The sequence below is a fragment of the Bradyrhizobium sp. cir1 genome, assembly GCF_014198245.1.
In the GTDB taxonomy this organism is placed as follows: Bacteria; Pseudomonadota; Alphaproteobacteria; order Rhizobiales; family Xanthobacteraceae; genus Bradyrhizobium.
Genome location: NZ_JACIHE010000012.1, coordinates 75661 through 100648, shown reverse-complemented (window position 1 = coordinate 100648; position 24988 = coordinate 75661). Strand labels below are relative to the sequence as shown.

Genomic DNA, 24988 nt, shown 5'->3' with positions numbered 1-24988 from the left:
CCTCAAACCTTGATCGGGGCGACGTCGATCCAGCGCCGCTCCTTCCAGCTTTTCAGCGCGCATTCGGCGAGCTGCACGCCCTTGGCGCCCTCGAGCAGCGTGAACTTGTAAGGAGCGCCCTCGTAGACGTGGCGGATGAACATCTCCCATTGCTCCCTAAAGCCGTTGTCGTAGGTGACATTGTCGGGCAGCTTCTGCCAGTCGCCGTAGAAATCGTGCAGCCGCTTCTCGTCGGGATTCCACACCGGCCTCGGGGTGACCTGCCGCGCCTGGATCATGCAGTCGGTGAGGCCCGCGACCGCCGAGCCGAGCGTGCCGTCGACCTGGAAGGTGACGAGATCGTCGCGATAGACGCGCGTGACCCAGGACATGTTGATATGGGCGATGATGCCGCCTTCGAGCTGGAAGGTCGCGTAGGCGGAATCATCAGCGGTCGCCTTGTACTTCCTGCCCTGCTCGTCAAAACGCTCGGGGATATCGGTGTTGCCGATGCAGACCACGCTCTGGACATTGCCGAAGAGGTTGTCGAGCACGTAGCGCCAGTGACAGACCATGTCGAGGATGATGCCGCCGCCGTCCTCGTCGCGATAGTTCCAGGACGGCCGCTGCGCTTCCTGCCAACCGCCTTCGAACACCCAATAGCCGAACTCGCCGCGCACCGAGAGGATGCGACCGAAGAAGCCGCTATCGCGCAGGAAGGCGATCTTCTTCAGGCCCGGCAAGAAAAGCTTGTCCTGCACCGTACTGTGCTTGACGCCCCTGGCATTGGCGAGCTTCACGACCTCGACCGCTTCCTCGAAATTCGTCGCGATCGGCTTTTCGCAATAGACGTGCTTGCCGGCATTGATGGCCTGAGTCAGCAGGCCAGGGCGCGCCTGCGTAGTCGCGGCGTCGAAGAACATGGTGTCGTTCTTGTCGGCGAGCGCAGCATCAAGGTCAGTGGTCCAGCGCGTGATGTTGTAGCGTTTCGCAAGCGCCTCGACCTTCTCGGCGCTGCGGCCGACCAAGATCGGATCGGGCATCACGCGGTCGCCGTTCTTGAGGCGGACGCCGCCCTGGTCGCGGATCGCGACGATCGAGCGGATCAGATGCTGGTTGAGCCCCATGCGGCCGGTGACGCCGTTCATGATGAGGCCGAGGCGTTGGGTGGTCATGCCAATTGCTCCCTAGGTGATCTTGGCAGTTCGAGCGGGCGAAGCGCCGACCAGTCGGGATGGACCGACGTCGCAAAGCCCGTTGCATGAAGCGATCCGGTCAGGAGATCGCCGTTGTGAATCTTGAGCCGGATGCCCTGCCCGGCATCGGCATAGAGATCGGGATGCGCGGCCGCGAAGGCGGCAGCTTCTGTGGCAGGCGTCTCGCCAAAGCCGTCCACATAGTGATGTCCGTTGCGCTCGGCGTGAGTGACGCCGATGAAGGCCCCGAGCGCAAGATCCTGCTGCACGGCAAGGCCCGCCTGGCAGGTCAGGTCCTCGCCGGTGACGAAGAAGGCTTCGCCGCCCGCGTTCCACTTCGCCGCGCGCGTCGCGTTGACGATGGACTTGTAGAGTCCCTTGCAGGATTTGGAGGAAATGCCGCGATAGCCGAGCGCCCGCGCTGCGGGGAAAGCATCATAGGAATCGTCGGCCTCGTCGATGATGAAGCCGCGCGCAGCCAGCGATCCCAGCGGCGATTGCCTGGTGATATCGCGCGGCATCGGCTGCTCGACATAGAGCAGGCGCGAGGCGATCGGCCGCAACGCGGAATCACGATCGAGCCGGTCCATCAGCGCCTGCAGTGCGGCCAGATCAGCATACTGTTCGTTGGCGTCGAGCGTCACCCTGTAGTCGCGCCCGAGCGCGTCGAGTTCCTTGCCGATACGCACCAGCCGCGCAGCATCGGCTGCGGGGTCGCCCGACAACTTCAGCTTGAAGTAGTTGGCGCCGGCGTTTTCGTGGGCATCCGCGACACTGCCCTCGCCTTCGACGGTATCGTCGAGGCCGACGGTGTGCCTGATCGCAACGCGCGGCAGCGGCTTGCGGTCGGTGAGAAACGTCGTGAGATCCATGTCCTTCAGATCCGGCGAGAGCCGCGCATCGATGCCCGCGATGTTGCCCGCCATCCCGTCGAAAAAGTTCGTCTCCGCCGCGCGCAAGAGCGCATCGAGGATCGCCTTGTCGATCTCCGCCGGACCGTAAGCCGCGGCAAGCGCCGGAATGTTCTTTTTCGCACAGGTCGCGATCTGGGCACCGATGCAGGAGGCATGCAGATCGAACGCCGTCTGGAATCCAGTCCGCGCCACATAAAGCCCGCGCGCGATCTCCAGCGACCGCCGCAAGCCGTCGACCGTCTGCGCCGGCGATAGCTCCGGCCGCTTGTCGAACCATTTCGGCACCAGCAGCTCGGCGCTGGCGCCGACCGCAACGCCCCTGCCCTCGACCTCGATCTCGACCCGCACGAACAGCTGCGGCGTCGCATTGATCGTGATCGCGCCAAAGCGGAACGGCCGCGCGAACTGCACGGGACGTTCGAAGAAGGTGATGTCTCGCAGCTTCAGGCGCGGCGCCATGGTTTTAGTCCAGCGAACCTTGCGAGAAGAAGTGCTTGCGGATGCGTTGCACCAGCTCGGTGAAAACAGGGTCGGCCATCACGTCGAGCGAGCGCGGGCGCGGCAGCGGCACGTCGTAGATCGCGGCGACCGCGCCGGGCCGCTCGGTCATGACCAGCACGCGGTCGGCCAGGAACACGGCCTCGGGAATCGAATGCGTGATCAGCAGCACCGTCTTCTTCGTCTCGCGCTGAATCCGCATCAGCTCGACATTCATGCGCTCGCGCGTCAGCGCATCGAGCGCACCGAACGGCTCGTCCATCAGCATGATCCTGGGATCGTGCACCAGTGCGCGGCAGATCGAGGCGCGCTGCTGCATGCCGCCGGAGAGCTGCCAGGGCAGCTTCTTCTCGAATCCTTCGAGCCCGACCAGCCTCAGGAGCGACTTGGCGCGATCGAGATATTCCTGCCGCGGCAGCCGCTTCATGTCGATCGGCAGCATCACGTTGTTGAGGATGTTGCGCCAGGGCAGCAGCAGCGCGTTCTGGAAGACGATGCCGACATTGCCGTGCGGCGTCGTCACCTTCTCACCTTCGACCAGGATCTCGCCCGTGGTCGGCGGCAGCAGGCCCGAGATCAGCTTGAGCAGCGTGGACTTGCCGCAGCCGCTTGGGCCGACCACGACGAAAAACTCGCCGTCATTGATGTGGAAGTCGAGCGGCCGCAGCGACGGCACATCGCCGTCGCGCGTCCGGTAGGTCTTCGACACGCCCGACAGCTTGATGCCCGACGCATCGCCGGCCCGGTCGCTCACCAGTCTCAGATGCGCGGCCGGCTGCACGGGAGATCTCGCTTCTGCTGCTTTCATTCGATCAAATCCGCTCGACGATACGAACCGTCATTCCGGGAATGACAGTATTTGGCTCACGAGCCACTCTTCGGCAGATAGTCGTTGGTGTAGAAGGCCTTCGGATTCTCCTTGGCCTTGGCGTCGAGGCCGCCATATTCGACGAGCAGATTGACGGTCTCGGTCATGTTCTGGTCGGTGACCTGGAACGGCCGCTTGGCCTTGGTCTCCGCGGTCCGGTACAGCGGGATGGTCAGCTCAAAGCCCTGCGTCAGCGTGTCGATCTTGCCGCCCTTGGGATTGGCATCGAGGATCGACTGCGCCGCGGCCCTCGGCTCCTTCTCGGCGGCCTCGACCGCCTTGGTCGTTGCCGACATGAAGCGGCGGACGAGATCGGCATTGGCCTTCACGTAGTCGGCGTTGGCGATGATGCCTGATGAAACCATGTTGATGCCGTAGTCGGCGAACTTGATCGGATAAACGTCCTTGCCGGTGGCGTCCTTGATCTTCATCGACTGGTCCATGACGTAGCCGAGCAGCAGATCGGCCTGGCCGTTGATGACGGCGTTGAGCTTGGTCTGGCCGTCGCCGGCCACCGTCTGGAAGTCGCTTTCCTTCAGGCCGGTCTTCTTCAGGAACAGCGGCCAGATCTGCGTCATCGAATCCGCCGGCGTGATCGCCACCGTCTTGCCCTTGATGTCCTCGGGCTTCCTGATGTTCTTGTCGACGAAGCCCATGGCGGACATCGGGCTGGTCTGCAGCAGCACGCCGGTCGCAACCACGGGCGCGCCCTTGATCGCGGCGCGCATCATGGTGGGCACGTCGACATAGCCGAAGTCTGCGGTCTTGGCGGCAACGGCCTGCGTGGTCGCCGCCGAGCCGCGGCCTTCCTGGATCTCGAGGTCGATGCCCTCGGCGGCATAGATGCCCTTGGCCTTGCCGTAATAGAACGGCGCGTGCTCGCCATAGACATACCAGTTCAGCATCAGCACGACCTTGTCGGCTGCCTGCGCCGGCACGGCCGCAAGCACCAGCAGCGCCACTGATGCAGCCCCAATCCACCGCTTCATCGTCACTCTCCCTGTCGTTGTTGTTTCGGCCATTGGTGGCCGTTTGCTCTGGTTTAAGAGGCGAAAATCACGTCCTCGCGCTGGCTGACATGCCAGGGAATGACCAGCTTCTCGATCCGGTCGACGATCCAGAACAGGATCACGCCGAGCAAAGCGAGGATCACGAGGGCTGCGAACATCGTCGGCAGATCGAAGGTGCCGATCGAGCGCTGCATGACATAGCCGATGCCGGAATTGGAGCCGACGAACTCGCCGACGACGGCGCCGACCACGGCGAGCGTCACCGACACTTTGAGGCCCGAGAAGATCGCCGGCAGCGCATGCGGCAGGTTCACCGCACGGAACACCTGCAGGCGGCTGCCCTGCATCGCGCGGGCGAGATCGACCATATCGGGGTCGACCGATTTGAAGCCCTGCACGGCGGAGACCACCACCGGGAAGAAGCCGAGCAGGAACGCCGAAATCACCTTCGGAATGATGCCGAAGCCGAACCACACCACGAACAGCGGCGCGATCGCGATCTTCGGCACGGATTGCGAGAACACCAGCAGCGGATAGACGTAGCTCTCCACTGTCTTCGAGCCCGCGATCAGCATCGCGACGGGAATGCCGAACAGCGCCGACAGCAGGAAGCCGCAGACGGTCGCATAGGTCGTCGGCCAGGACTGGCGCAGCAGCTCCGGCCATTCCGTGCGCAGCACGGCGACGACATCGGCCGGCGACGGGATCTGGTAGGCGGGAATCCTGAACAGGCGGATCGCGAGATCCCAGGCGATGACGATGAAGACCAGGAACAAGAACGGCCGAACCCAGGCCGCATTCAGCAACTTGGAGATCGCATTCTGTGGCTTCGGCTCGGCCAATTTTCACTCCCGGCAGTCTTCTTCGTTGTGGGGAGAAATTAACCCGTTGGATAAATACTGTCCAGAGGATTCCCTGTGACGTTTTGTGGCGGGGGCTTCCGCGTCGTCATTCCGGGGCGATGCGAAGCATCGAACTATGGTGCGCCATTGCGCACCTGAGAATCTCGAGATTCCGGGTTCGGTCCTACGGACCGCCCCGGAATGACAGCGGAGAGAATTAGGGGGCTAAACCGTCTGCACCACCGCGCTGCGCGACTTCGGCGCCTTCGCAATCTCGAACAGTTCCGCCGAACGCCCCGTCAGCGCGGCCAGCACCAGGCCGGACATGTGCGCGAGGCGCTCGTCCTTGGCCTTCTTGTCCAGCAGGTCGCGGCCGAAGATCACGCTGAGTGTTGCCGAGTTGGAGAGATAGAAGAAGCTGAGCGCCGCGATGGAGATGTAGAGCTGCACCGGATCGACCGCGACCTGGAAGTCGCCGCTATCGACGCCGCGCCGCACCACGGTGCGGATCATCTCGACGAAGGGCGAGTGCATCGACTTGACCTTGGTCGATTTCTTCAGGTGCTTTGCGCGCGCGAGGTTCTCGGTCTGGAGCAGCGACAGGAATTCGGGATTGCGCAGGAAGTAAGTCCAGGTGAACTCGATCAGGCGGCGGATCGCCTCGGGCGGATCGAGATGCTCGAGATCGAGCCCGCGCTCCTCGCTGCGGATCTTGTCATAGGCACCTTCGAGCACCGCCAGATAAAGCTCGTCCTTGTTGCCGACGTGGTAATACAGCATGCGCTTGTTGGCGCCGGCCTTGGCCGCGATGCGATCGACGCGCGCGCCGGCGAGCCCGTGGGCGGAAAACTCCTGCTTGGCGGCTTCGAGAATGCGCAGCCGCATCCCCTCGGGATCGCGCTGCCATTTCAGAGTTCGCTTTGCCTTTGCCAAACCGGGTGCTCGCTGGGGTGATCGCTAGCTCGCCTTTATCATGCAGGCAGCCCGCCGCATAGTTTCGTCATTCCGGGGCGCGCCCTCTTGGGCGCGAACCCGGAATCCATCGCGCGTCAGAGTGTGTGGAGAAATGGATTCCGGGCTCGTCGCTTCGCGACGCCCCGGAATGACAACCTCAATCCCCCGGCTTCGGCGAGCGCTCCAGCAGCACCGTCTGGATGCCGCAGGTGCCGCTCCGCACTGTCATGATCCGCGTGCCCGGCTTGCGGCCGTTGCGGACCTCGCTGACGTCGAGGCCGGCGGCGATCAGGCGGGCGCGGGTGGCGTCGATGTCGGCGACGCGCCAGCTCAGGCCCCAGAGCCGGTCATGGGCGGCATCGCCGCCCGCGACGGGGCGGCGCACCACCTCGACGATGAGGTCGCCGCAGCGGAAGAACATCAGCTGGCCCCAATCCTGGTGCGAACGGTCGAGCGCGAGATCGAGCCCGAGCCGCGCGCCGTAGAGCGCGGCGGCGCGCTCGGAATCCTCCGTCGTGATCACGACGTGGTCGAGCCCGTCGATCGGCGCGATGTCGGTCGCGACCGATTTGGGGCGCTCGTCGGCGAGCTCGAGGAAGAACATGCGCACACCGCGCGTCAGCTCCGTGGCGGCGCGGGTGCGCTTCCAGTGCAGGACGGCGTCGGTCGTGGCATCGCTGCTTTCGACCTCGGCGACCGGATCCGGCTTGAGCGCCACCCGCTCCAGCCGCCGGTGCATCTTGGCCATGTCTGCGACACGAAAGCACAGGCTGGCGAGCACGCCCTCCTGGTCGTCGAGCAGGGTACGCATGCGGTCGGCGGTGACGCTGAAGCCGCTCGGCGCCATCAATTCGATCGTCATGTTCTCGAGGGTGAACAGCACCCGGTCCGCGCCCTCGCCCGAATTCTGCCAGGCCGGCGCGCGGGCGAGCAGCGTCTGGTAGGCCGCCCTGGCCGCACCGATATCCCTGACCAGAACGACGATGTGATCGAGGCCGGTGATCATGTTCCCTCCTCCGCAACGGGCCGGAACCGAAACGCCCAAGATAAGGACCTTGGGCGTCGTTGGCTCTGCCCGGGCAGCTCGCCCAGCCACGGTCGTATTCTGCCCCCAGGCCGACCTCAAGCGTCTATCGCCATGACTTTGCGAATATTTTGGCTCCCGCGGAAGCGGTGCTAAGGTAAGCCGCCGGTCGGGACCACCCAGCGCATCACGGACAACCAATGCAGGCTCTCTTTATCGGACAGACCTATATCGACGTCGTCTTCATCACCGACCACATGCCGACCGGCGACGAGAAGCACGTGGCTTCGGACTACGCGGTTTCCTTCGGCGGCAATGCGGTGACGGCGGCGTTCTGCTGCGCCAAGCTCGGCATCGTGCCGGACCTGATCGCCACCGCCGCCAATGACTGGCTGGGGCGCATGTTCCAGGACATGTGCGCGAAATACGCGATCTCGCTGCATGCGCGGAAGGTGAACCAGTCCTCGCTCTCCTTCATCATGCCCAAGGACGGCAAGCGCGCCATCGTTCGCTGCCGCGACGATTCCCACATCCACCCCTTCCCGATCCTCAATCTCGGCAATTGCCGCGCGCTGCATGTCGACGGCCACCAGCCGGATGCGGCGATCCACTACGCCAAAGTGTGCCGCGAGGCCGGCATCCTGACCTCGCTCGACGGCGGCGGCCTGCGCACCAACACGCATGAGCTCCTGGAATTCATCGACGTCGCCATCGTCGCCGAGCGCCTGTGCGAGCAGATGGACCTGACGCCGGAGAAGATGCTGGATTACCTGAAGAGCCGCGGCTGCAAGATCGGCGGCATCACCATGGGTGAGAAGGGCCTGCTCTGGTACAACGAGACGGGCACGGTGGAGACGATGCCGGCGATGCCGATCCCGCGCGAGCGCGTGATCGACACCAACGGCGCCGGCGACGTGTTCCACGGCGCCTATGTCTATTCCTATCTCGCCCATCCCGGCAAAAGCTGGCGCGAGCATTTCGATTTCGCCCGCGCCGCCTCGACCTACAAGATCCAGCGCCTCGGCAACGAGGCCGGCCTGCCGACGCTTGTCGACATCGCCAAGGTCAGGCACGAGTTCGAGGTCAAGGTCTAGACTTCGCAGAGGGACCTATGGGGCGCGTCTTCGTCGCCGGCAGCATCAACATGGACGTGGTGGCGACGGCCGATCGCCACCCGCGCATTGGCGAGACCGTCGCGGGGCGGCAGGTGCTGTATTTTCCAGGTGGCAAGGGCGCGAACCAGGCGGTCGCGGCATCGCGGCTCGGCGCGCGGACGACGCTGATCGGACGGCTGGGCAAGGACTCCTTCGGCGCCGAGCTGAAAGCCTTCCTCGGCGCTCAAGGCATCGACCTTGGCTACCTCCAGGAGACGGCGGAGGCTCACACCGGCACCGCCATCATCACGGTGGCCGAAGCGGACAACACCATCGTCGTCATCCCCGGCAGTAATGCGCAGGTCGACGCGGAGGACGTCAGCGTCGTGCCGCTGTTGAAGGGCGACGTCGCGGTCAGCCAGTTCGAGATCCCGTTGCCGACCATCGCCGCGTTCTTCCGGCGGGCGCACGAGGCGGGCGCCGTGACCGTGCTCAACCCGGCACCGGCGCAGAAGATGTCGAGCGAGTTGCTGGCGCTGGTCGACATTCTCGTGCTGAACGAGACCGAGCTCGGCTTTCTTGCCGGCGTGGAGCTGTCCGACAGCGACGAGGCCGCGCGCATCATCGAGGTCGCGCGAAAACTTCAGGCGCGCGAGGATCAGACCATCTGCGTCACGCTCGGCAAGCGCGGCGTACTTGCACTGGCGGGGCACGAGGAGATTGCCGTACCCGGCCGCGTGGTGAAGGCGATCGACACCACCGGCGCCGGCGACTGCTTTGTGGGTGCGCTGGCGGCGCAACTCGCTGAGGATACGCCATTGCGCGCAGCCCTCACCTTCGCTAACGCCGCCGCCTCGATCAGCGTGCAGCGCATGGGCGCCGGGCCGTCGATGCCGACGGCGGCGGAGGTGGCGGCCGTGCTGTAGATCGCTGCGCCTTCTTCGCCTCTCCCCGCCTGCGGGGAGAGGCCGACACGCGAAGCGTGGCGGGTGAGGGGGAGCCTCCGCGAGTCCGACTGCCACCGTTTGCGCGGATAGAGGCCCTCACCCCTGCCCTCTCAGCGCGAGCGAAGCTCGTCGCGGCCCCGTAAGAACGGGGAGAGGGAGAAGAGGCCTCACGCCAGCGCGCTCTTCAGGTCGAAGCTCTCGTCTGCGGCCTGCTCTGGCGTGATCGAGCGGTCCATGCCCTGCAATCTCCGGCCGAACATGTGGTCGCCGGCGCGGTTGATGGACTCGATGCCGAGCAGCCTGTCGCCGTGATAGCAGAACGCCGAAAACGCCTTCTTGGCGGGATCGCCGCGCAATACGACGCGGTCGTAGCCGGTGGTCAGGCCGGCGATCTGGAGCTTGTCGTCGCCCTGATCGCTCCAGAACCAGGGGTGGCTGTCGTAAGGTTTGCGATCGCCGGTGAGGCGCGCGGCGAGACAGCGGGCGTGGTCGGTGGCGTTCTGCACCGATTCCAGCCGCAGCGAGCTGCCGAAGCGGGGGCTTGCGAACAGCGCGCAGTCGCCAATGGCCGAAATGTTCGGGTCAGCCGTCGAGAGATATTCATCGACGATGATGCCGGCGGCGACCGGCAGCCCCGCCTCGGCCGCGAGCTCGATATTCGGCAGCACGCCGACGCCGACCACGACGAGCTCGGCGGGCAGATGCCGGCCGTCGCTTAAGGACACGCCGGTGATCTTGCCGCCCTCAGCCTCGATGGAGGTTGCCTGGACGCCGAGATGGATGCGGATGCCCGCCTCGCGATGGCGCGCCTGAAAATACTCGGAGACCTCGGCCGTCACCGCGCGCGCCATCACGCGCGGGGCGAGCTCGAGCACGTCGACCTCGAGCCCCTTGATCCGCGCGGTGGAGGCGAATTCGAGCCCGATGAAGCCGGCGCCGATGATGACGGCGCGCTTTTTCGACGGCATGATCTGCCGCAGCGCCTCGCTGTCGTCGAGGATGCGCAAATATTTCACGTCGGGCAGATTGGCGTTGGGCAGGTCGAGCAGCCGGTTGCGCGCGCCGGTGGCCAGCACGAGATGCCCGTAAGGCAACGTCTCGCCAGAGGCGAGATGAACTTTTCGCCCGGCGCGGTCGATCGACACCGCGCGTCCCGCGATCAGCTCGATGGTCTGGTCCAGGTAGAATTTTTCGGGGCGGAACATCAGGCTCTCCGGCCCGGCCGAACCCTTGATGTAGCCCTTGGACAAAGGCGGCCGCTGATAGGGCAGATGCGCCTCGTCATTGATCAGGCAGATGCGCTCGGAAAAGCCCGCCTGGCGCAGGGATGCCGCGACCTGGTAGCCGCCATGGCCGGCACCGACGATGATCACCGGACCGCCGGTCATTGGACAGCCCATTTCCGGAAGACACGAGCGTGACCCATGTCGTCTCCTCTCTCGCTGATTTTGGTTTGCTGGCCTTTCGAGGAGCCGGCGCTCGTGTCCGTCCCTTGGCGAAAGCGGGTCCATTTGAGCCTATCGTTCCGCCCGGCGCAAGAGCGGCCGGGGATTGTCTCCCCTCGCCTTCTGCGATTTAGTTCGAGCCTCGCCCTCCTGCCGGGGATATTCCAAATGCCAGCTCCAGCCTCCCAGCCCGATGATCCCGCCCTGCTGCGGATCGACGGCCCGATTGCAACCATCACGCTCAACCGCCCCACAGCGTTCAACTCGATCAACCTCGCCATTGCGCAGAAGCTCGAGCAGCTCGCGGCCTATATCGAGGGCGACGACGCCATCAGGGTTTTGGTGATCGAAGGCGAAGGCCGCGCGTTCTCGGCCGGCGGCGATCTGCAGACGATTGGGGCTGCCGCCGAAGCAGGCACGGTGACGCCGGTCGTCGGCGAGCTGCTGAAGCATTACCATGCCTTCATCGAGATCATCAGGCGCATGCCGAAAATCTCGCTGTCGAGCGTGCACGGCTCAGCCGCCGGTGCAGGCATGGGCCTCGCCTTCGTCACCGACCTCTGCATCGCCGCCGAGGATGCCAAGTTCACGCCGGCCTATGCCAAGATCGGCGTGTCGCCGGATGGCGGCTCCACGGTCGGGATCGTCGGCACGGTCGGCTTCCGCCGTGCGCTGCAGATCTTTCTCGCCGAGGACAATTTTACCGCGCAGCAGGCCTATGAATGGGGCCTCGTCGCCAAGACCGTTCCCGCCGCGGAATTGAAGGCGGCGACGCGACAGCTCGCCGAGCGGCTGGCGCAGAACCCGCCGGCCGCCATCGCCGGCACCAAGCAGCTGGTCTACCAGGCCGCGACGACACCGGTGAAGCAGCAGCTCGAGGCCGAGGAGCACAGGATCATCATGGCGATGAACACGGAAGCGTTTCGCGCCGCCGTGAAGAAGTTCACGAGCAAGTCGAAGTGACACCCGCGCGCAGCTTCTACGGCCTTCGCCACGGCGCGACCGACTGGAATCGCGAGGGGCGATTCCAGGGCCGCACCGACAATCCGTTGAACGAGGACGGGCTGCGGCAAGCGCACGAAGCCGCGGACATGTTGCGCGGCGTCGGCATCAGCCGCATCGTCGCAAGTCCCTTGGTGCGCGCGGCGCGAACGGCCGAGATCATCGCGGACGCGATCTCGGTCCCGCTCGCGATCGACGACGGCATCATCGAGTTCGACTTCGGAAGCTTTGAAGGCCTCCCCGTCCGCGACCTCATGATCAAGCACGGCGTCAAGTCGGCGACGGGCCTCGTCTCGATCCTGCCGGCCGACGGCGAAAACTGGGACGCCATGGCTGGACGCTCGCTGGCCTGCGTCTCGGCGTGGGTCGCGCGTCATCCCGACGATGAGCTCCTGTTCGTCTGCCACGACGCGGTGATGCAGGGCATGGCGAACGCGCTCTGCGGCAGCTATTTCAAGAACAGCCACGGCACGCCGTTCCGCTACGTTCGCGAGGGAGCTGACTGGCGGATCGAGCAGGTCGCTATTGCGGACAGATATAGCCCGTCCCCGCCGGCGACTTGAAGCAGCCGACCGATTCCGGGAGCACGTGCCGCGGCAGCCACAGCACCACGCTCGGGAAATAGATCGCGAACGCGATGGTGGCGAAAAACACGACGTAGATCGGCAGTGCCGCGCGTAGCGCCTTGGCAAAGCTGATGCCGACGAATTTCGAGGCCATCAGCAGGACAAGCCCATAGGGCGGCGTGATCAGGCCGAAGGCGAGCGTTGCGATCAGCACCACGCCCATGTGGACGCCGTTGATGTCGCCGGCCTCCGTCAGCGCATTGACCAGCGGCATGAAGATGATGATGGTCGGGACCGGCTCAATGAAGTCGCCGACCACGGTGAACAGCAGCACCATCAGCAGCATGATCAGATGCGGATCATTGCCCGCGATGGACGTGATCCACTCGGCGATATAGGTCGCGCCGCGCAAATAGGCGAGCATCCAGCCGAAGGCATTGGCCGCGCCGATGGTGATCAGCGGCAGCGAGAAGATCAGGCCGGCGAGGCAGAAGTCGTAGGGAATTTTGCGGAAGTGGCCACGGTTGAGCGCGGGGATCACGACCAGGATGATCCAGACCACGGCGACGACGCCCGCCTCCGTCGGCGTGAACCATCCGGTGAGGATGCCCCCCAGCAGGATGACCGGGATCATCAGCGGCAAAGCCGCATCGCCCGCGGCAAACACGACCTGCCGCAGCGGCGCGCGCGGCTTGCGCAGGCCGGACGGGCCGAAGAAATAGCAGTAGATCATCAATCCGAAGCCGATCATCAGGCCGGGCACGACACCCGCCATGAACAGGCCGGCGATCGAGACATTGCCGACGGCGCCATAGACCACCGCGGTGATGCTCGGCGGCACCAGCGCCGCAATCGTCGAGGCGGAGGCGATGATCGCGGCGATGAAGGCGGGCTCGTAGCCCTCGCGCTTCATCGGGCCGCCCAGCGCGCGGCTCATCACGGCGACGTCGGCGGTGGTCGAGCCCGACATTTCCGAGAAGAACATGCTGAAGACGACCACGACCTGCGACAACCCGCCTCTGATATGCCCGACCAGCGACACCGACAGGTTCGCGATCCGCACCACCACGTTCGCCGAGCTCATGAGCTCGCCGACCAGCAGGAAGAACGGGATCGCCAGCAGCGCCTCGGAATCGACGCCGTCGAAGATTTTCTGGATGATGGCGGCGAGCGAGACGTCCGACAGGATAGCGCCGATGAAGACGCCGGCCATCAGCGAGAACGGCACGGGCACGCCGAGATAGCCGAACGACAGGAAGCAGATCGACATCAATGCCAGGACGACAGGTGCGCTCACGGCTGCGCCCTCATCTGTGCCTCGGTAAGGCCTGGCGCAGCATCTTCTTCGGGCGGCTCCGGACGGTCAAAGCCGTTGCGCAGGCCGTTGACGAGCTGCTCGATGGTGAACAGGCCGATCAGCACGCCCGCGAGCGGGATGATCGCATAGAGCGAAGCGATCGGCGTGCCCGACGGCAGACGGAAGCTGCCGAAGCCGCGCAGATAGTTCTGATAGCCGTACCAGATCAGGCAGAAGGCGACGCCGAGCACGACGAGGCGGATGATCACCTCGACGATCAGCCGCGGCGTTCCGTGCATCGCCTCGGAGACCGCGGTGAGATAGAGGTGATCGTTGCGACGGGTCGCGGCCGCCGTGCCGATGAAGATCGCGTAGATGAACAGTGTCGAGGTGACCTCCTGAAGCCATAGCCAGGGATGGCCGATGGTTCGTGTCACGATGTCGGCGGTCACCGACAGCGAGAAGCCGAAGCACAGCACGCCGCAGAGGATCATCAGCGCAAGCTCGAGCCAATCGAGCGCGCGCCATTTCAGATGGCGTTGGCGTCGAACGAGAAGTTTGTCGGCGATGGCCATGAATGTCCCCGTCGTCCCAAAGCTATCGGATGTGACAGCTGGGAAGCTGCCGATCGTGCTCGGCCTGCATGGTTCGAGACGCCCGCTTTGGCGGGCTCCTCACCATGAGGGTTAAAATCTCGCCGCGAAGCGCGACCTCATCCTGAGGGCCCGCCGCAGGCGGGCGTCTCGAAGGATGGCCACGGGCGACCCTAATTGATCGACCGGATCAAGTTCTTGATCTTCTCAGCATGCGGGCCGAGATCCTTGGCGAGCTTGTCGAGATAGGGATCTGCGATCGCCGTAAAGCTCTTCTTGTCGACATTGTCGACGATCTTCACGCCCATCTTCTTCAGCTTGTCGGCCGCGGTGCGTTCGAGCTCGAACGCCTTCTGCGGCTCCTTGGTGCTGATTTCGTTGGCCGCGGTCTGCACCCACCCCTTCTGTTCGGCGGAGAGACTCTGCCAGAGCTTGTCGGAGACGAACACCAGCGCGTTGTTGGCTTCGTGCTCGGTGATGTTGAGGACAGGCGCGACCTCGTAGTGCTTGTTGACGAGGTAGACGTTGATGCTGTTCTCGGCGACGTCGACCACGCCGGTCTGCAGGCTCGTGTAGACGCTGCCGAACGGCATGTGCACGGTTTGGGCGCCGTAGGCCGGGAACATGGTGTCCTCGGTCGCGGTTGCCTGCACGCGGACCTTCAGGCCCTTGACGTCGCCGATATTGTGGATCTCCTTCTTCGAGTACATGTGGCGCACGCCCTGCGAGCCGGTCGCGATCACGTGCAGGCCCTGCGTGGTCTCGTCGATCATGATCCTGAGTGCTTCGAACACGCGGGGGTCGGCGAGGCCCTTGATCACATGGTTCTCGTCGCGGAACAGGAAGTGAAGGGACATCACGCCGGCCTGCGGCGAGATCGTCGCGGTGTTGGCGGAGGAGATGATGGCGAATTCGACGTCACCGGCCTTCACGAGCTGGAGCACCTGCGGCTCCTGCCCGAGCTGCGCGCCGGGATACTGGTCGATGATCATGGTGCCCTTGCTCAATTCCTTGAGCTTGTCGGCGAAGAGGTCACCTGCGATGGAATAGCCGGTGTTGCGCGGCTGGTCATAGGCGAAGCGATAATGCTTCACCTCCTGTGCCCCGGCGCCTGCGACGAACAGCACGGCGGCCATGGCCACCAACCCACACATGGATCGCGCAATCATCGTTTCCCCCTGTTTTATCGCCCGCCGCTTGTGCGGTCTGGGCGTTCGTTCGGTTGTTATCAGCCCTTCTCGGTCTTCCCAGTCCTTTGCATGAAATCGAAGTCGCAGCCCTCGTCGGCCTGCATGATGGTCTCATTGAACAGCCAGGCGTAGCCGCGCCGTGCCTCCTCGGGCGCAGCGGCCGGCTTCAAGGCGGCGCGCCGACGCTCCAGCTCGGCGGCGTCGACCAGCAGCTCGATGCTGCGCTCGGCAACATCGAGGCTGATCATGTCGCCATTCTTCACCAGCGCCAGCGGCCCGCCGACGGCGGATTCCGGGGTGATGTGCAGCACGATGGTGCCGAAGGCGGTGCCGCTCATGCGCGCGTCGGAAATGCGCACCATGTCCTTGGTGCCGCCGCGCGCGAGCTTCTTCGGGATCGGCAGGTACCCCGCCTCGGGCATGCCGGGCGCCCCCTTGGGGCCGGCATTGCGCAGCACCAGCACGTCGTCAGAGTTCACATCAAGGTCGGGATCGTCGACCCGCAGGGTCATGTCCTCGACGGATTCGAACACGACCGCGCGCCCGGTATGCTTCAGCAGCTTCGGGCTCGCCGCCGACTGCTTGATGACCGCGCCGCGCGGGGCGAGATTGCCATGGAGGATGGCGAGGCCGCCTTCCTTCTTGATCGGATTGTCGCGCGGACGGATGGCGTCCTGGCCGGGCACGTCCTCGGCATTCGCCGCGACCTCGCGCAGCGTCTGCCCACTGATGGTCTTCGCGTCGAGGTCGATGAGATCGCCGAGCTGCGCCAGCAGCTTCGGCACGCCGCCGGCGTGGTGGAAATGCTCCATGTAATGCTCGCCCGATGGCTTGAGGTCGACCAGCACCGGCACCTCGCGGCCGATCTGGTCGAAAGCCTCGAGGTCGAGCCGGTGCGGCGAGCGATGTGCCATCGCCGTCAGATGGATCAGGCCGTTGGTCGAACCGCCGATGGCCTGGAGCACGACTTGCGCGTTCTTGAACGATGCGGGCGACAGGAGTTCGCTCGGCTTCGGGCCCTTGGCCTTGGCCATCTCGGCGGCGACCTTGCCGCTGGCTTCAGCCAGACGAAAACGCTCGGCATGCGGCGCGGGAATCGTCGCACTCATCGGCAGCGACAGCCCCATGGCTTCGATCATGCAGGCCATGGTCGAGGCCGTGCCCATCACCATGCAGGTGCCGACGGATGGCGCGAGACGCCCGTTCACCGCCTCGATCTCGGCATCGTCCATGTCGCCCGCGCGATATTTCGCCCAGAGACGGCGGCAGTCGGTGCAGGCGCCCAGCACCTCGCCCTTGTGATGGCCGACCACCATGGGCCCGACGGGGATAACCACGGTCGGCAGGTCGGCGCTGATCGCCGCCATCACCTGGGCGGGAAGAGTCTTGTCGCAGCCGCCGATCACGATCACCGCATCCATCGGCTGGGCGCGGATCATCTCCTCGGTGTCCATCGCCATCAGATTGCGCAGATACATCGAGGTCGGATGCGCAAAGCTCTCGGCGATCGAGATGGTCGGGAACACGAACGGCATGGCGCCCGACAGCATCACGCCGCGCTTGGCGGCCTCGATGATCTCAGGGACGTTGCCGTGGCAGGGATTGTAGTCGCTATAGGTGTTGGTGATGCCGACGATCGGCCGCTCCAGCGCGTCGTCGGAATAGCCCATGGCCTTGATGAACGCCTTGCGCAGGAACAGCGAAAAGCCGGCATCGCCATAGCTCGTCAGACCCTTGCGCAAACCACTCGTCATCATGCCACTCCTGAAGTTGCCATTGTGGTACAGCCTGCCCCCTGATTGTCAATAAGATAGGCGCCGGAACCGCAATTCTCTGGAACGCGACACCACTAAGCGACCAGATTATTGACAATCCTCGCCTTCCCTGCTCCACAGTCAGGACCGGCCCGAGGCCGGGAGGCTGAGGGCATGTCCGACATCCACACCGCAGACGTCATGACGGTCCGGCGCGACGATCCGGACGACGTCGTCGCGCGGCTGGAGGAAGACATCATCTTCGGCCGCCTCGCGCCCGGCGCGCGCCTCACCGAGGACGCGCTGATGTCGCGCTACGGCACCTCCAGGCACTTCGTGCGGCAGGCGCTGGTGGATGCGGAGCGGCGCGGCATCGTTCGCCGTGAGAAGAATGTCGGCGCCACCGTGCGTTTTTATTCGGCCGAGGAGGTGCGGCAGATCTACGAGGTCAGAGAGATGCTGACCCGCCAGGCCGCACTGATGATCCCCCTGCCCGCGCCGCAAGGCCGGATCGACGAGCTGAGCGCGCTGCAACGGCAATATTGCGCCAAGGCCGACGCGCAGGACCTGCGCGGCATCCACGAGGCCAACGACGCCTTCCACCTCGCGCTGTTCTCCGCCTGCGGCAATCCCTACCTGGTGCGCTCGCTTCAGGACTACATGAACCTGACCCTGCCGATGCGCGCCAAGAACCTCGCCGACCGCGAGGGCCTTGCGCAATCGCGCCGCCAGCACGAGCTGATGATCGAGCTATTGAAGGGCCGCGACAGCTGGGCGCTGGCGCAGCTCTGCGTGGATCACATGCAGTTCAGCAAGTCGGATTATCTGGCAAGGATTGCGGGCGATAGCTAGCGCTGGCCACTCTTTCGCCTCTCCCCGCTTGCGGGGAGAGGCCGGAATTTGCGCGGCAAATTCCGGGTGAGGGGGACTCTCCGCGAGTCCAACTCTCGCCGTCCCCGCGGAGACTCCCCCTCACCCCAACCCTCTCCCCGCAAGCGGGGAGAGGGAGCGCACCTGCAATGCAGCCGTGTGCAATGGCATGTGGTGGAACTCATCTAACCGGACGAATAATCTTCTGGTAGATGCCGCGCAATCACTCAACCGATTAACCGGTTGTTAGAGGACTCTATTTCAAATGGTTTCAGAAACACATAACAACCATGCCGGGTTCCATTTCCCGGAACAGTCCTATGAATGTACCTGGTTTCCTGATCGCAACGGCCTTCGGCGGAGCATTCTTCGCCGCGGAGTATGTGTGGTACTACCAACCCGCTTTCCTCGACCCGAACGTCCTGCTCAGCACGTTCTCCTCGGAACATTCGAAAGCGCGCGCAGCCGTCAAACATGCGCTGATCGATCCGGACTCGGCCAAATTCAGCGCATTGCATTCAGTCGAGGCCGGCGCGGCGAGGTATGTTTGCGGCGGTGTCAAGGCAAGGGACAAGTCCGGCCATTCCATCGATGTCGCTTTCGTCTACACCGTGGCCATTGATTTTGCCCGCATCGATGACGACGGACGGATCACGCATCAGCGTTCGGGATACAGACCTTGCCCCACTGAGGACAAGGTCGCGCAGCAGCGGCCGGGGGTGTCACCCGGCGTGGCGGCGGTCGTCAAAACCGTTCAGAAAGTCGCCCCCGACGTGCAGACGTCGGTTGCACCCGTTCTGACGTCGCCTGCAGGTTCAGCGGGCGGATCGTCATCTGGCGGCACACTGGAGCAGCAGGTCCGTGAGCTCGCCGCCAAGACCGTTCCGCCTGATGCTGCAAATGGACAGGGGCCAAATCCGCCTGCGGCCCGTGGGGGCGCCAAGGAGAAGGAGAGTGAGTGGCAAGCCGATCGGCCTCCGGCCGCCTGGCCCACCTTCCCTCCGGATCACGCATTGGCGCGATCAACCCGGAAGCGAACCCCGTCCGAAGCACTGGCCCTGGCGAAGGACGTCGAGGACCGCTGGAAGAAGGCGGCGTCATCGGCCGACATCTCGATGCGTCCTTCACCGGAGGACATCAACGAGGCATGCCGCGCGCTGCTCACGATCGATGCAAAGGAGGCCGAATATCCAAAAGCGTGGGCTGCGTTTACGCGACTGCAAAAGATAGGTCGGGACATCGCCAGCGGTTGATGGCGCGCAAGGTCGGTTCAATATCGTCTCAACAGACCGCCCGCCACGCCGGTCTCGCCATGATCGGCGCAAGCCCGTTTCGGGTTCCTGATCAAGTCCGTCCGGACCCGCTTGAATGTCTGTCTGGCGGCCTCGGCCACCTCGGGGCGGAATTTTCCGGGATCGTAGCTCTCGCCATCGTGGGCCTTGATGGCTGCAGCATAGGCGTCGATTATCGCCATCGCGGCATCAGGGCTGCCGAGAAGCCGGGCGCCGAGCTGAACGCTGCCCGAGCCATCGACCTCATAGCCGGCGCATCGCTGCTCCAGCACCGCGGATGCGGTGACGAGCTGGTCGAGAAACGTCGCTTCGGCCTCGCTGAGCGTTGCGGCTTGCGCCGCCCCTGAAACGATGAGTGCGAGCATCGCGACGGCGGGCATTGTTTTCACTGCCGCGGTTCTCCCTGTGGCTATCCGCGATCGAGGCTCTGGCCGCGAATTGCGGTCGCGCGAGTCGTCTCCTTGGGGCATCAGCTCCGCCAAGCAGCGTTGATCCAGATCAATGGGTCGAAAGCGCCCAACGTCCCAAGGCCGGGCGAGGGTCAGATCATGTCAGTGCGAGAAGACGCGCGTGCCGGGAGTCCATGCCCGCGGGTTTCTCAGCGGACTGGCTCCAATTTCCCAGCCCGCGCCACCCCACAGGGCGTCAACCACGCCGAGATCGCCGGCGCCATCACGGACAAAGAAGAGGTTCGGAGCGGAGCTGGTCTGCAGCGCCCCGCTTTCGCCGTTGGCCTGCAGCTTCAGAAGACACCAGATATCGGCAAGCTTGCTCTCGGCGCGAGCGCCCAGCTCATCAGCGATCTGCGCGGCATTCACAGGATTGTTCAAGACGTGAGTCTGCAGAGACGTATCGTCCGTGGTTTCGACCTTGACGGCGAACCGGCGTGCGAAGGTCGCGCCGAGCCACGAAATCTTGACGGGCGCGTTCGGCGTAATGTCCTCCCTGAAATGCTCGCTCGCAACGAAGGATTCGGCAACGGGAATGGCGGCCGTTGACGGAGGATCGAGAGGTTCACCAGGCTTGCGCTTGAGCGAGCATTCGATCTTCGCATGCGGAGCCAGTGACGCCGAGCTGCCGCCACCGGCCTTGTTCTCGTCGGCGTACGCGCCGAAACCCGATGCCACCAGAACAATCACGAGACATGGGTTGAGCGCTAAGCGGCGCATTGTGGTGTCCTTGAATGACCGATTCAAGAACAAGGTAAACTGTAGATTGAAGCTGTAAATCGAGGATTAGGTTTCTGGTTAAGCTTAAAGCAAGGAACTTATTTGAGAGAAATGCGAGCTATCTCCGGAACCATGTGCGTCTACCTGGCACAGCGCGCGATGCAGCCGGACACTTCAAACCAGATAACCACGCGCATTTCTACTTGCCTGCCAGGCGCGCGATCGCCTGACTGGCCGGAGGAACCTGCGAGCCCGGTTCGGAAATCGGCTGCGGCGTGGCCCGGCAGCATCTTGCCTGCGCGCGAAGCGGATCGTTCAACGTCCAGCGCACGCTCCAGGCTGGATTGTGGGCGTAGGCCGGGATGCGCCAGAACCAGATCGTTTCGTAGACGCTGTCCCCGAATCGCTCCACATCCGGGCGCGGCGTGGGCCAGGATACCGCCGCGACGAGGACGACGGTCAACACCGCGGCCCCTGAGAGAACCATCTTGCGCATTTTGTTTCCACAATCGCTAGAATGAAAAGGCAGTCACTTCCGCGCAACGCAATGCATAGAAGAAACGCTCAAGTGTTCCGACAGTAGAACGCCTATTTCCGAAAACGGAAATCCGGAACTTTACGGTGTGAATTCAGACGTTAGACGCAAGGGGCCGTTCAGAACCTCCGCCGTAATCGCGAGCGTGACCCTCTCCCGGCCCCGCAAGCCGAGCCGGGAGGGCGCACCTGCATTGTCGACGCTAGCGCTTGGTCCAGTCGATGATGCGGCTCGGGTCGGCGTCGAACTCCATGCTGCAGAACGTACCGCCCTGGAAATAATCGCCGACCGGATCCGGCTTCAGCTTGGCCTGCTCGGCCATCGCGTGCTCGCGGAAATCTTCGGCGCGGCCAGTGGGACGATAGCCGAATTCGTAGGCGCGATGGTTGTCCCACCAGGCGCGCTCGTTGAGAGAAGCGCCGTAGAAGATTTCGAAATGGATGTCGGGATGCTCTAGCCCGATGCGGCAAAGCTGCACGAGATCTTCGGGCTTGAGCCAGATCGAGAGCCGGCGCTGGTCGAGCGGCATGTCGCCGAAATTGCCGATGCGCAGGCATGTCACCTTCAGCCCGTGCTTGTCGGCGTAGAGCGCGCCGACCGCTTCGCCGAACACCTTGCTGACGCCGTAGCGCCCGTCGGGACGCGGGGTGACGTCGGTGCCGATCTTGTGGTGACGCGGATAGAAGCCGACGGCATGGTTCGACGAGGCGAACACCACGCGCTTGACGCCCTTGCGGTACGCCGCCTCGAACAGATTGTAGCCGCCGATGATGTTGGCCTGAAGGATCTGGTCCCAGCTGCCTTCAACCGAATAGCCGCCGAAATGGATGATGCCGTCGACCCCCTCGCAGATCGCCTCGCATTGCGCGAGATCGGCGAGGTCCGCCGCCTTGAATTTCTCGTTCGCGCCGAGATCGGCCGGCGGCTTGATGTCGGAGAGCAGGAGATCCGGATAGATCGGCGGCAGCAGCTTTCGCAGGCTCGTGCCGATTCCGCCCGAAGCTCCCGTCATCAAAATACGCGGCATGTCTTCCCTCGCCTGTGCGGACCGATTTGCGGTCACATGTCTCTAATGCTAGCAGAATTGTCCAGAGGGAACGAAACGAGAGAACCGACATGAATGAGGCATCGTCCCACACCCAGGAGCGGCCAGGTTGGCGACCGGCGAGCTATTATCCCGATCCGGCGATCAAGGCACTCGATCCGCGCTTCGAAAAATACTGGCTGAAGCTTTCGGCGGTGGAGCGGCTGGCGACCGGGCTGCGCTGGGCCGAGGGTCCGGTGTGGTTCGGCGACGGACGCTATCTGCTCTGCAGCGACATCCCGAACCAGCGCATCATCAAATGGGAGGAAGAGACCGGCGCCGTCAGCGTGTTTCGGAAACCTTCCAACTTCGCCAATGGTAACACCAGGGATCGCCAGGGCCGGCTCATCACCTGCGAGCATGGCGGGCGGCGCGTGGTGCGCACCGAATATGACGGCAGCATCACCGTGCTGATGGACTCGTTTGGCGGCAAGCGGCTGAACTCACCCAATGACGTTGTGGTGAAATCCGACGGCTCGATCTGGTTCACCGATCCAACCTTCGGCCTGCTCGGCAATTACGAGGGCTACAAGGCGGAGCCCGAGATCGAGCCGAACGTCTACAGGCTCGATCCCGCGACGGGCAAAGCGAGCATCGTCGCCGAGGGCGTGCTCGGGCCGAACGGGCTGTGCTTCTCGCCGGACGAGAAGATCCTGTACGTCGTGGAATCACGCGGCGTGCCCAACCGAAAGATCCTCGCCTATGACGTTTCGCCTGAGGGCACCTCGATCTCGAACAAGCGCGTTCACATCGATGCCGGTCCGGGCACGCCCGACGGCATGCGCTGCGACATCGACGGCAATCTCTGGTGCGGCTGGGGCATGGGCGATCCCGAGCTCGACGGCGTCGTGGTGTTCGCGCCCGACGGCGTCATGATCGGCCGCATCGCACTGCCCGAACGCTGCGCCAATCTCTGCTTCGGCGGCGTCAAGCGCAACCGCCTGTTCATGGCGGCGAGCCAGTCGATCTACGCGCTGTACGTGAACACGCAAGGTGCGCTGGGGGGATAGCGCCGCCGCCGTGACGGTCTCGTAGGGTGGGCAAAGCGAAACGTGCCCACCTCTTCTTACTCGTCGCGAGATGGCGGGCACGTCGCTACACTCCTTTGCCCACCCTACGAAGTCTCGGGGATAGTTCCTCTCTCCACCGTCATTCCGGGGCGCGCCGTCTTCGGCGCGAGCCCGGAATCCATCGTGCGGCAAAGCCTGCGGACAAATGGATTCCGGGCTCGTCGCTTCGCGACGCCCCGGAATGACGGCAGAGCAAAATAAAAAACGCCGGAGCGGTTGCCCGCCCCGGCGCTTTGCTTGTTCAGTCGCTGAAACTTACGCCGCGTTGAAGCCGGCGACGGCCTTCACTTCGAGGAAGTCCTCGAGGCCGTACTTGCCCCACTCGCGGCCGTTGCCCGACTGCTTGTAGCCGCCGAACGGCGCGGTGCGGTCGTTGGGCACGCCCTGGAGGTTGACGTTGCCGGCGCGGATCTGGCGGCCGACGCGCTTGGCGTCCTCGACCGAAGCGCCCGTGACGTAGCCGGCAAGACCGTACGGCGTGTCGTTGGCGATCTGCACGGCGTCGGCCTCGTCCTTGGCACCGATGATGGTCAGCACCGGTCCGAAGATTTCCTCACGGGCGATCGTCATGTCGGGCGTGACGTCGGCGAAGATGGTCGGGCGGACATAGAAGCCCTTGTTGACGCCTTCGGGCAGGCCCGGACCGCCGGCGACGAGCGTTGCGCCCTCGTCGATGCCCTTCTTGATGAGGCCCTGGATCTTGTCCCACTGGCCGCGGTTGACCACGGGGCCGATCGTCGTGCCTTCGCCGCGCGGATCGCCGGCCTTGGTCTTGTCGGCGACGGCCTTCGCGATCGCGGCGACTTCCTTCATCTTCGAGGCCGGCACGATCATGCGCGAGGGCGCGTTGCAGGACTGGCCGGAGTTGTTGAACATGTGCATCACGCCGCCGGTCACCGCTTTCGTGAGGTCGGCACCATCGAGGATGACATTCGGCGACTTGCCGCCGAGCTCCTGGCTGACGCGCTTCACGGTCGGCGCGGCGCGCTTCGCCACATCGATGCCGGCGCGGGTCGAGCCGGTGAACGAGATCATGTCGATGTCGGGGTGCTCGCTCATGGCGGCGCCGACCTCGGGGCCGAGGCCGTTGACGAGGTTGAACACGCCCTTGGGCACACCGGCTTCATGGAGGATTTCCGCGAAGATCAGCGCCGAGGTCGGGGTAAACTCCGACGGCTTCAGGATCATGGTGCAGCCGGCGGCGAGCGCGGGCGCGACCTTGCAGGCGATCTGGTTGAGCGGCCAGTTCCAGGGCGTGATCATGCCGACCACGCCGATCGGCTCGCGCAGCACCATGGCGGTGCCGACCGGCTCCTCGAAATGATAGTTCTTGAGCACGTCGAGCGTGGTCATGAGATGGCCAAGGCCGGCGCCGGCCTGCAGCTTCTCCGCCATCGGCAGCGGGGCGCCCATCTCATCGGAGACGGCGGCGCCGATCTCCTTGAGACGGGTCTTGTAGACCTCGATGATTTTCGTGAGCAGCGCGACGCGCTCTTCGCGGCTGGTTTGGGAGAACGTTGCGAAGGCGCGCTTGGCGGCGGCAACGGCCTTGTCGACATCGGCCTTGGAGCCGAGCGCAACCTCGTACATCGCCTCTTCCGTCGCTGGATTGACCACGGCGGTGGACTTCTTGACGGCGGGATCGACCCAGGCACCGTCGATGTAGAATTGCATGCGATTGACCATCGTTAACCTCTTCTTGGGGCTTGGAGGGGGCGTTTCGGCAGGCATCCTTGCACGAAAGCGCCGGCAATTGAACCCGCCATATGCGGGGCCAGCGTTGCGGCGGACGGAG

General features: G+C 64.3%; 24 protein-coding genes. 7 read left to right on the top strand and 17 right to left on the bottom strand.

Annotated elements, in window-relative coordinates; all coding sequences use genetic code 11:
* Positions 1-2: 2 nt before the first annotated feature.
* The 7 genes from GGD63_RS23625 to GGD63_RS23595 form a co-directional block, all read right to left on the bottom strand.
* On the bottom strand, positions 3-1154 hold the full coding sequence (locus GGD63_RS23625; RefSeq protein WP_183245549.1) for a Gfo/Idh/MocA family protein: 1152 nt from the start codon (positions 1152-1154) through the stop codon (positions 3-5).
* Positions 1151-2548 (bottom strand): hypothetical protein, encoded by a 1398-nt coding sequence (locus tag GGD63_RS23620; protein WP_183245548.1) that lies wholly within the window; start codon positions 2546-2548, stop codon positions 1151-1153. The genes GGD63_RS23625 and GGD63_RS23620 overlap by 4 nt, the downstream gene beginning before the upstream one ends.
* Before the next feature lie 4 nt (positions 2549-2552).
* Positions 2553-3395, bottom strand: a complete 843-nt coding sequence (locus tag GGD63_RS23615) for an ABC transporter ATP-binding protein (RefSeq protein WP_183245547.1) — start codon at positions 3393-3395, stop codon at positions 2553-2555.
* Positions 3396-3451: 56 nt separating this feature from the next.
* Complete coding sequence (locus tag GGD63_RS23610) at positions 3452-4444, bottom strand: ABC transporter substrate-binding protein (protein ID WP_183245546.1); 993 nt, start codon at positions 4442-4444, stop codon at positions 3452-3454.
* Between the two features lie 53 nt (positions 4445-4497).
* Positions 4498-5307 (bottom strand): ABC transporter permease, encoded by an 810-nt coding sequence (locus tag GGD63_RS23605; protein WP_183245545.1) that lies wholly within the window; start codon positions 5305-5307, stop codon positions 4498-4500.
* 225 nt (positions 5308-5532) lie between these two features.
* Positions 5533-6240 carry a TetR/AcrR family transcriptional regulator gene (locus GGD63_RS23600; RefSeq protein WP_183245544.1) on the bottom strand — a complete coding sequence of 236 codons (708 nt, stop codon included), beginning with the start codon at positions 6238-6240 and terminating at the stop codon, positions 5533-5535.
* A 178-nt stretch (positions 6241-6418) separates the two neighbouring features.
* Entirely contained in the window at positions 6419-7267 is an 849-nt protein-coding gene (locus GGD63_RS23595; protein WP_183245543.1) for a VOC family protein, read from the bottom strand.
* 218 nt (positions 7268-7485) lie between these two features.
* Between GGD63_RS23595 and GGD63_RS23590 the strand changes: the two genes are divergently transcribed.
* Together GGD63_RS23590 and rbsK are read left to right on the top strand one after the other, a co-directional pair.
* Positions 7486-8379: a sugar kinase gene (locus GGD63_RS23590; RefSeq protein WP_183245542.1), complete on the top strand. Its 894-nt coding sequence runs from the start codon at positions 7486-7488 to the stop codon at positions 8377-8379.
* A gap of 17 nt (positions 8380-8396) precedes the next feature.
* Positions 8397-9305: a ribokinase gene (gene rbsK / locus GGD63_RS23585; RefSeq protein ID WP_183245541.1), complete on the top strand. Its 909-nt coding sequence runs from the start codon at positions 8397-8399 to the stop codon at positions 9303-9305.
* 188 nt (positions 9306-9493) lie between these two features.
* Here rbsK and GGD63_RS23580 read toward each other — a convergent pair whose 3' ends face one another.
* On the bottom strand, positions 9494-10714 hold the full coding sequence (locus GGD63_RS23580; RefSeq protein ID WP_183245540.1) for an NAD(P)/FAD-dependent oxidoreductase: 1221 nt from the start codon (positions 10712-10714) through the stop codon (positions 9494-9496).
* A gap of 225 nt (positions 10715-10939) precedes the next feature.
* Between GGD63_RS23580 and GGD63_RS23575 the strand changes: the two genes are divergently transcribed.
* Both GGD63_RS23575 and GGD63_RS23570 read left to right on the top strand, forming a co-directional pair.
* Positions 10940-11734 (top strand): enoyl-CoA hydratase/isomerase family protein, encoded by a 795-nt coding sequence (locus GGD63_RS23575; protein WP_183245539.1) that lies wholly within the window; start codon positions 10940-10942, stop codon positions 11732-11734.
* Entirely contained in the window at positions 11731-12336 is a 606-nt protein-coding gene (locus GGD63_RS23570) for a histidine phosphatase family protein (RefSeq protein WP_183245538.1), read from the top strand. Before GGD63_RS23575 ends, GGD63_RS23570 begins: the two co-directional genes overlap by 4 nt.
* On the opposite strand, the gene GGD63_RS23565 is transcribed toward GGD63_RS23570, so the two are convergent.
* The 4 genes from GGD63_RS23565 to GGD63_RS23550 form a co-directional block, all read right to left on the bottom strand.
* A complete protein-coding gene (locus GGD63_RS23565) occupies positions 12296-13636 on the bottom strand; it encodes a TRAP transporter large permease (RefSeq protein WP_183245537.1) in 1341 nt (446 codons plus the stop codon). The two genes, GGD63_RS23570 and GGD63_RS23565, sit on opposite strands and share 41 nt — an antisense overlap.
* Complete coding sequence (locus tag GGD63_RS23560; protein ID WP_183245536.1) at positions 13633-14211, bottom strand: TRAP transporter small permease; 579 nt, start codon at positions 14209-14211, stop codon at positions 13633-13635. Before GGD63_RS23560 ends, GGD63_RS23565 begins: the two co-directional genes overlap by 4 nt.
* 191 nt (positions 14212-14402) lie before the next feature.
* Positions 14403-15398: a TRAP transporter substrate-binding protein gene (locus tag GGD63_RS23555; protein WP_183245535.1), complete on the bottom strand. Its 996-nt coding sequence runs from the start codon at positions 15396-15398 to the stop codon at positions 14403-14405.
* A gap of 59 nt (positions 15399-15457) precedes the next feature.
* Positions 15458-17173, bottom strand: coding sequence for an IlvD/Edd family dehydratase (locus GGD63_RS23550; RefSeq protein ID WP_183245659.1), 1716 nt, complete (start codon positions 17171-17173; stop codon positions 15458-15460).
* Between the two features lie 174 nt (positions 17174-17347).
* Here GGD63_RS23550 and GGD63_RS23545 point away from each other — a divergent pair, with 174 nt between their 5' ends.
* Together GGD63_RS23545 and GGD63_RS23540 are read left to right on the top strand one after the other, a co-directional pair.
* Entirely contained in the window at positions 17348-18025 is a 678-nt protein-coding gene (locus tag GGD63_RS23545) for a GntR family transcriptional regulator (protein WP_183245534.1), read from the top strand.
* Positions 18026-18363: 338 nt separating this feature from the next.
* A complete protein-coding gene (locus tag GGD63_RS23540) occupies positions 18364-19296 on the top strand; it encodes a hypothetical protein (protein WP_183245533.1) in 933 nt (310 codons plus the stop codon).
* A gap of 17 nt (positions 19297-19313) precedes the next feature.
* Here the strand turns inward: GGD63_RS23540 and GGD63_RS23535 are convergent, their stop codons facing one another.
* The 4 genes from GGD63_RS23535 to GGD63_RS23520 all read right to left on the bottom strand — a co-directional run bounded on the left by GGD63_RS23535 (position 19314) and on the right by GGD63_RS23520 (position 22066).
* Positions 19314-19715, bottom strand: a complete 402-nt coding sequence (locus tag GGD63_RS23535) for a hypothetical protein (protein WP_210315947.1) — start codon at positions 19713-19715, stop codon at positions 19314-19316.
* Positions 19716-19886: 171 nt separating this feature from the next.
* Complete coding sequence (locus GGD63_RS23530) at positions 19887-20504, bottom strand: hypothetical protein (protein WP_210315936.1); 618 nt, start codon at positions 20502-20504, stop codon at positions 19887-19889.
* A gap of 199 nt (positions 20505-20703) precedes the next feature.
* Complete coding sequence (locus tag GGD63_RS23525) at positions 20704-21000, bottom strand: hypothetical protein (RefSeq protein ID WP_183245531.1); 297 nt, start codon at positions 20998-21000, stop codon at positions 20704-20706.
* 241 nt (positions 21001-21241) lie between these two features.
* Positions 21242-22066, bottom strand: coding sequence for an NAD(P)-dependent oxidoreductase (locus tag GGD63_RS23520; protein ID WP_183245530.1), 825 nt, complete (start codon positions 22064-22066; stop codon positions 21242-21244).
* Positions 22067-22155: 89 nt separating this feature from the next.
* Here GGD63_RS23520 and GGD63_RS23515 point away from each other — a divergent pair, with 89 nt between their 5' ends.
* Positions 22156-23133: an SMP-30/gluconolactonase/LRE family protein gene (locus GGD63_RS23515; protein WP_183245529.1), complete on the top strand. Its 978-nt coding sequence runs from the start codon at positions 22156-22158 to the stop codon at positions 23131-23133.
* Positions 23134-23448: 315 nt separating this feature from the next.
* Here GGD63_RS23515 and GGD63_RS23510 read toward each other — a convergent pair whose 3' ends face one another.
* A complete protein-coding gene (locus tag GGD63_RS23510) occupies positions 23449-24879 on the bottom strand; it encodes an aldehyde dehydrogenase family protein (protein ID WP_183245528.1) in 1431 nt (476 codons plus the stop codon).
* Positions 24880-24988 lie beyond the last annotated feature (109 nt).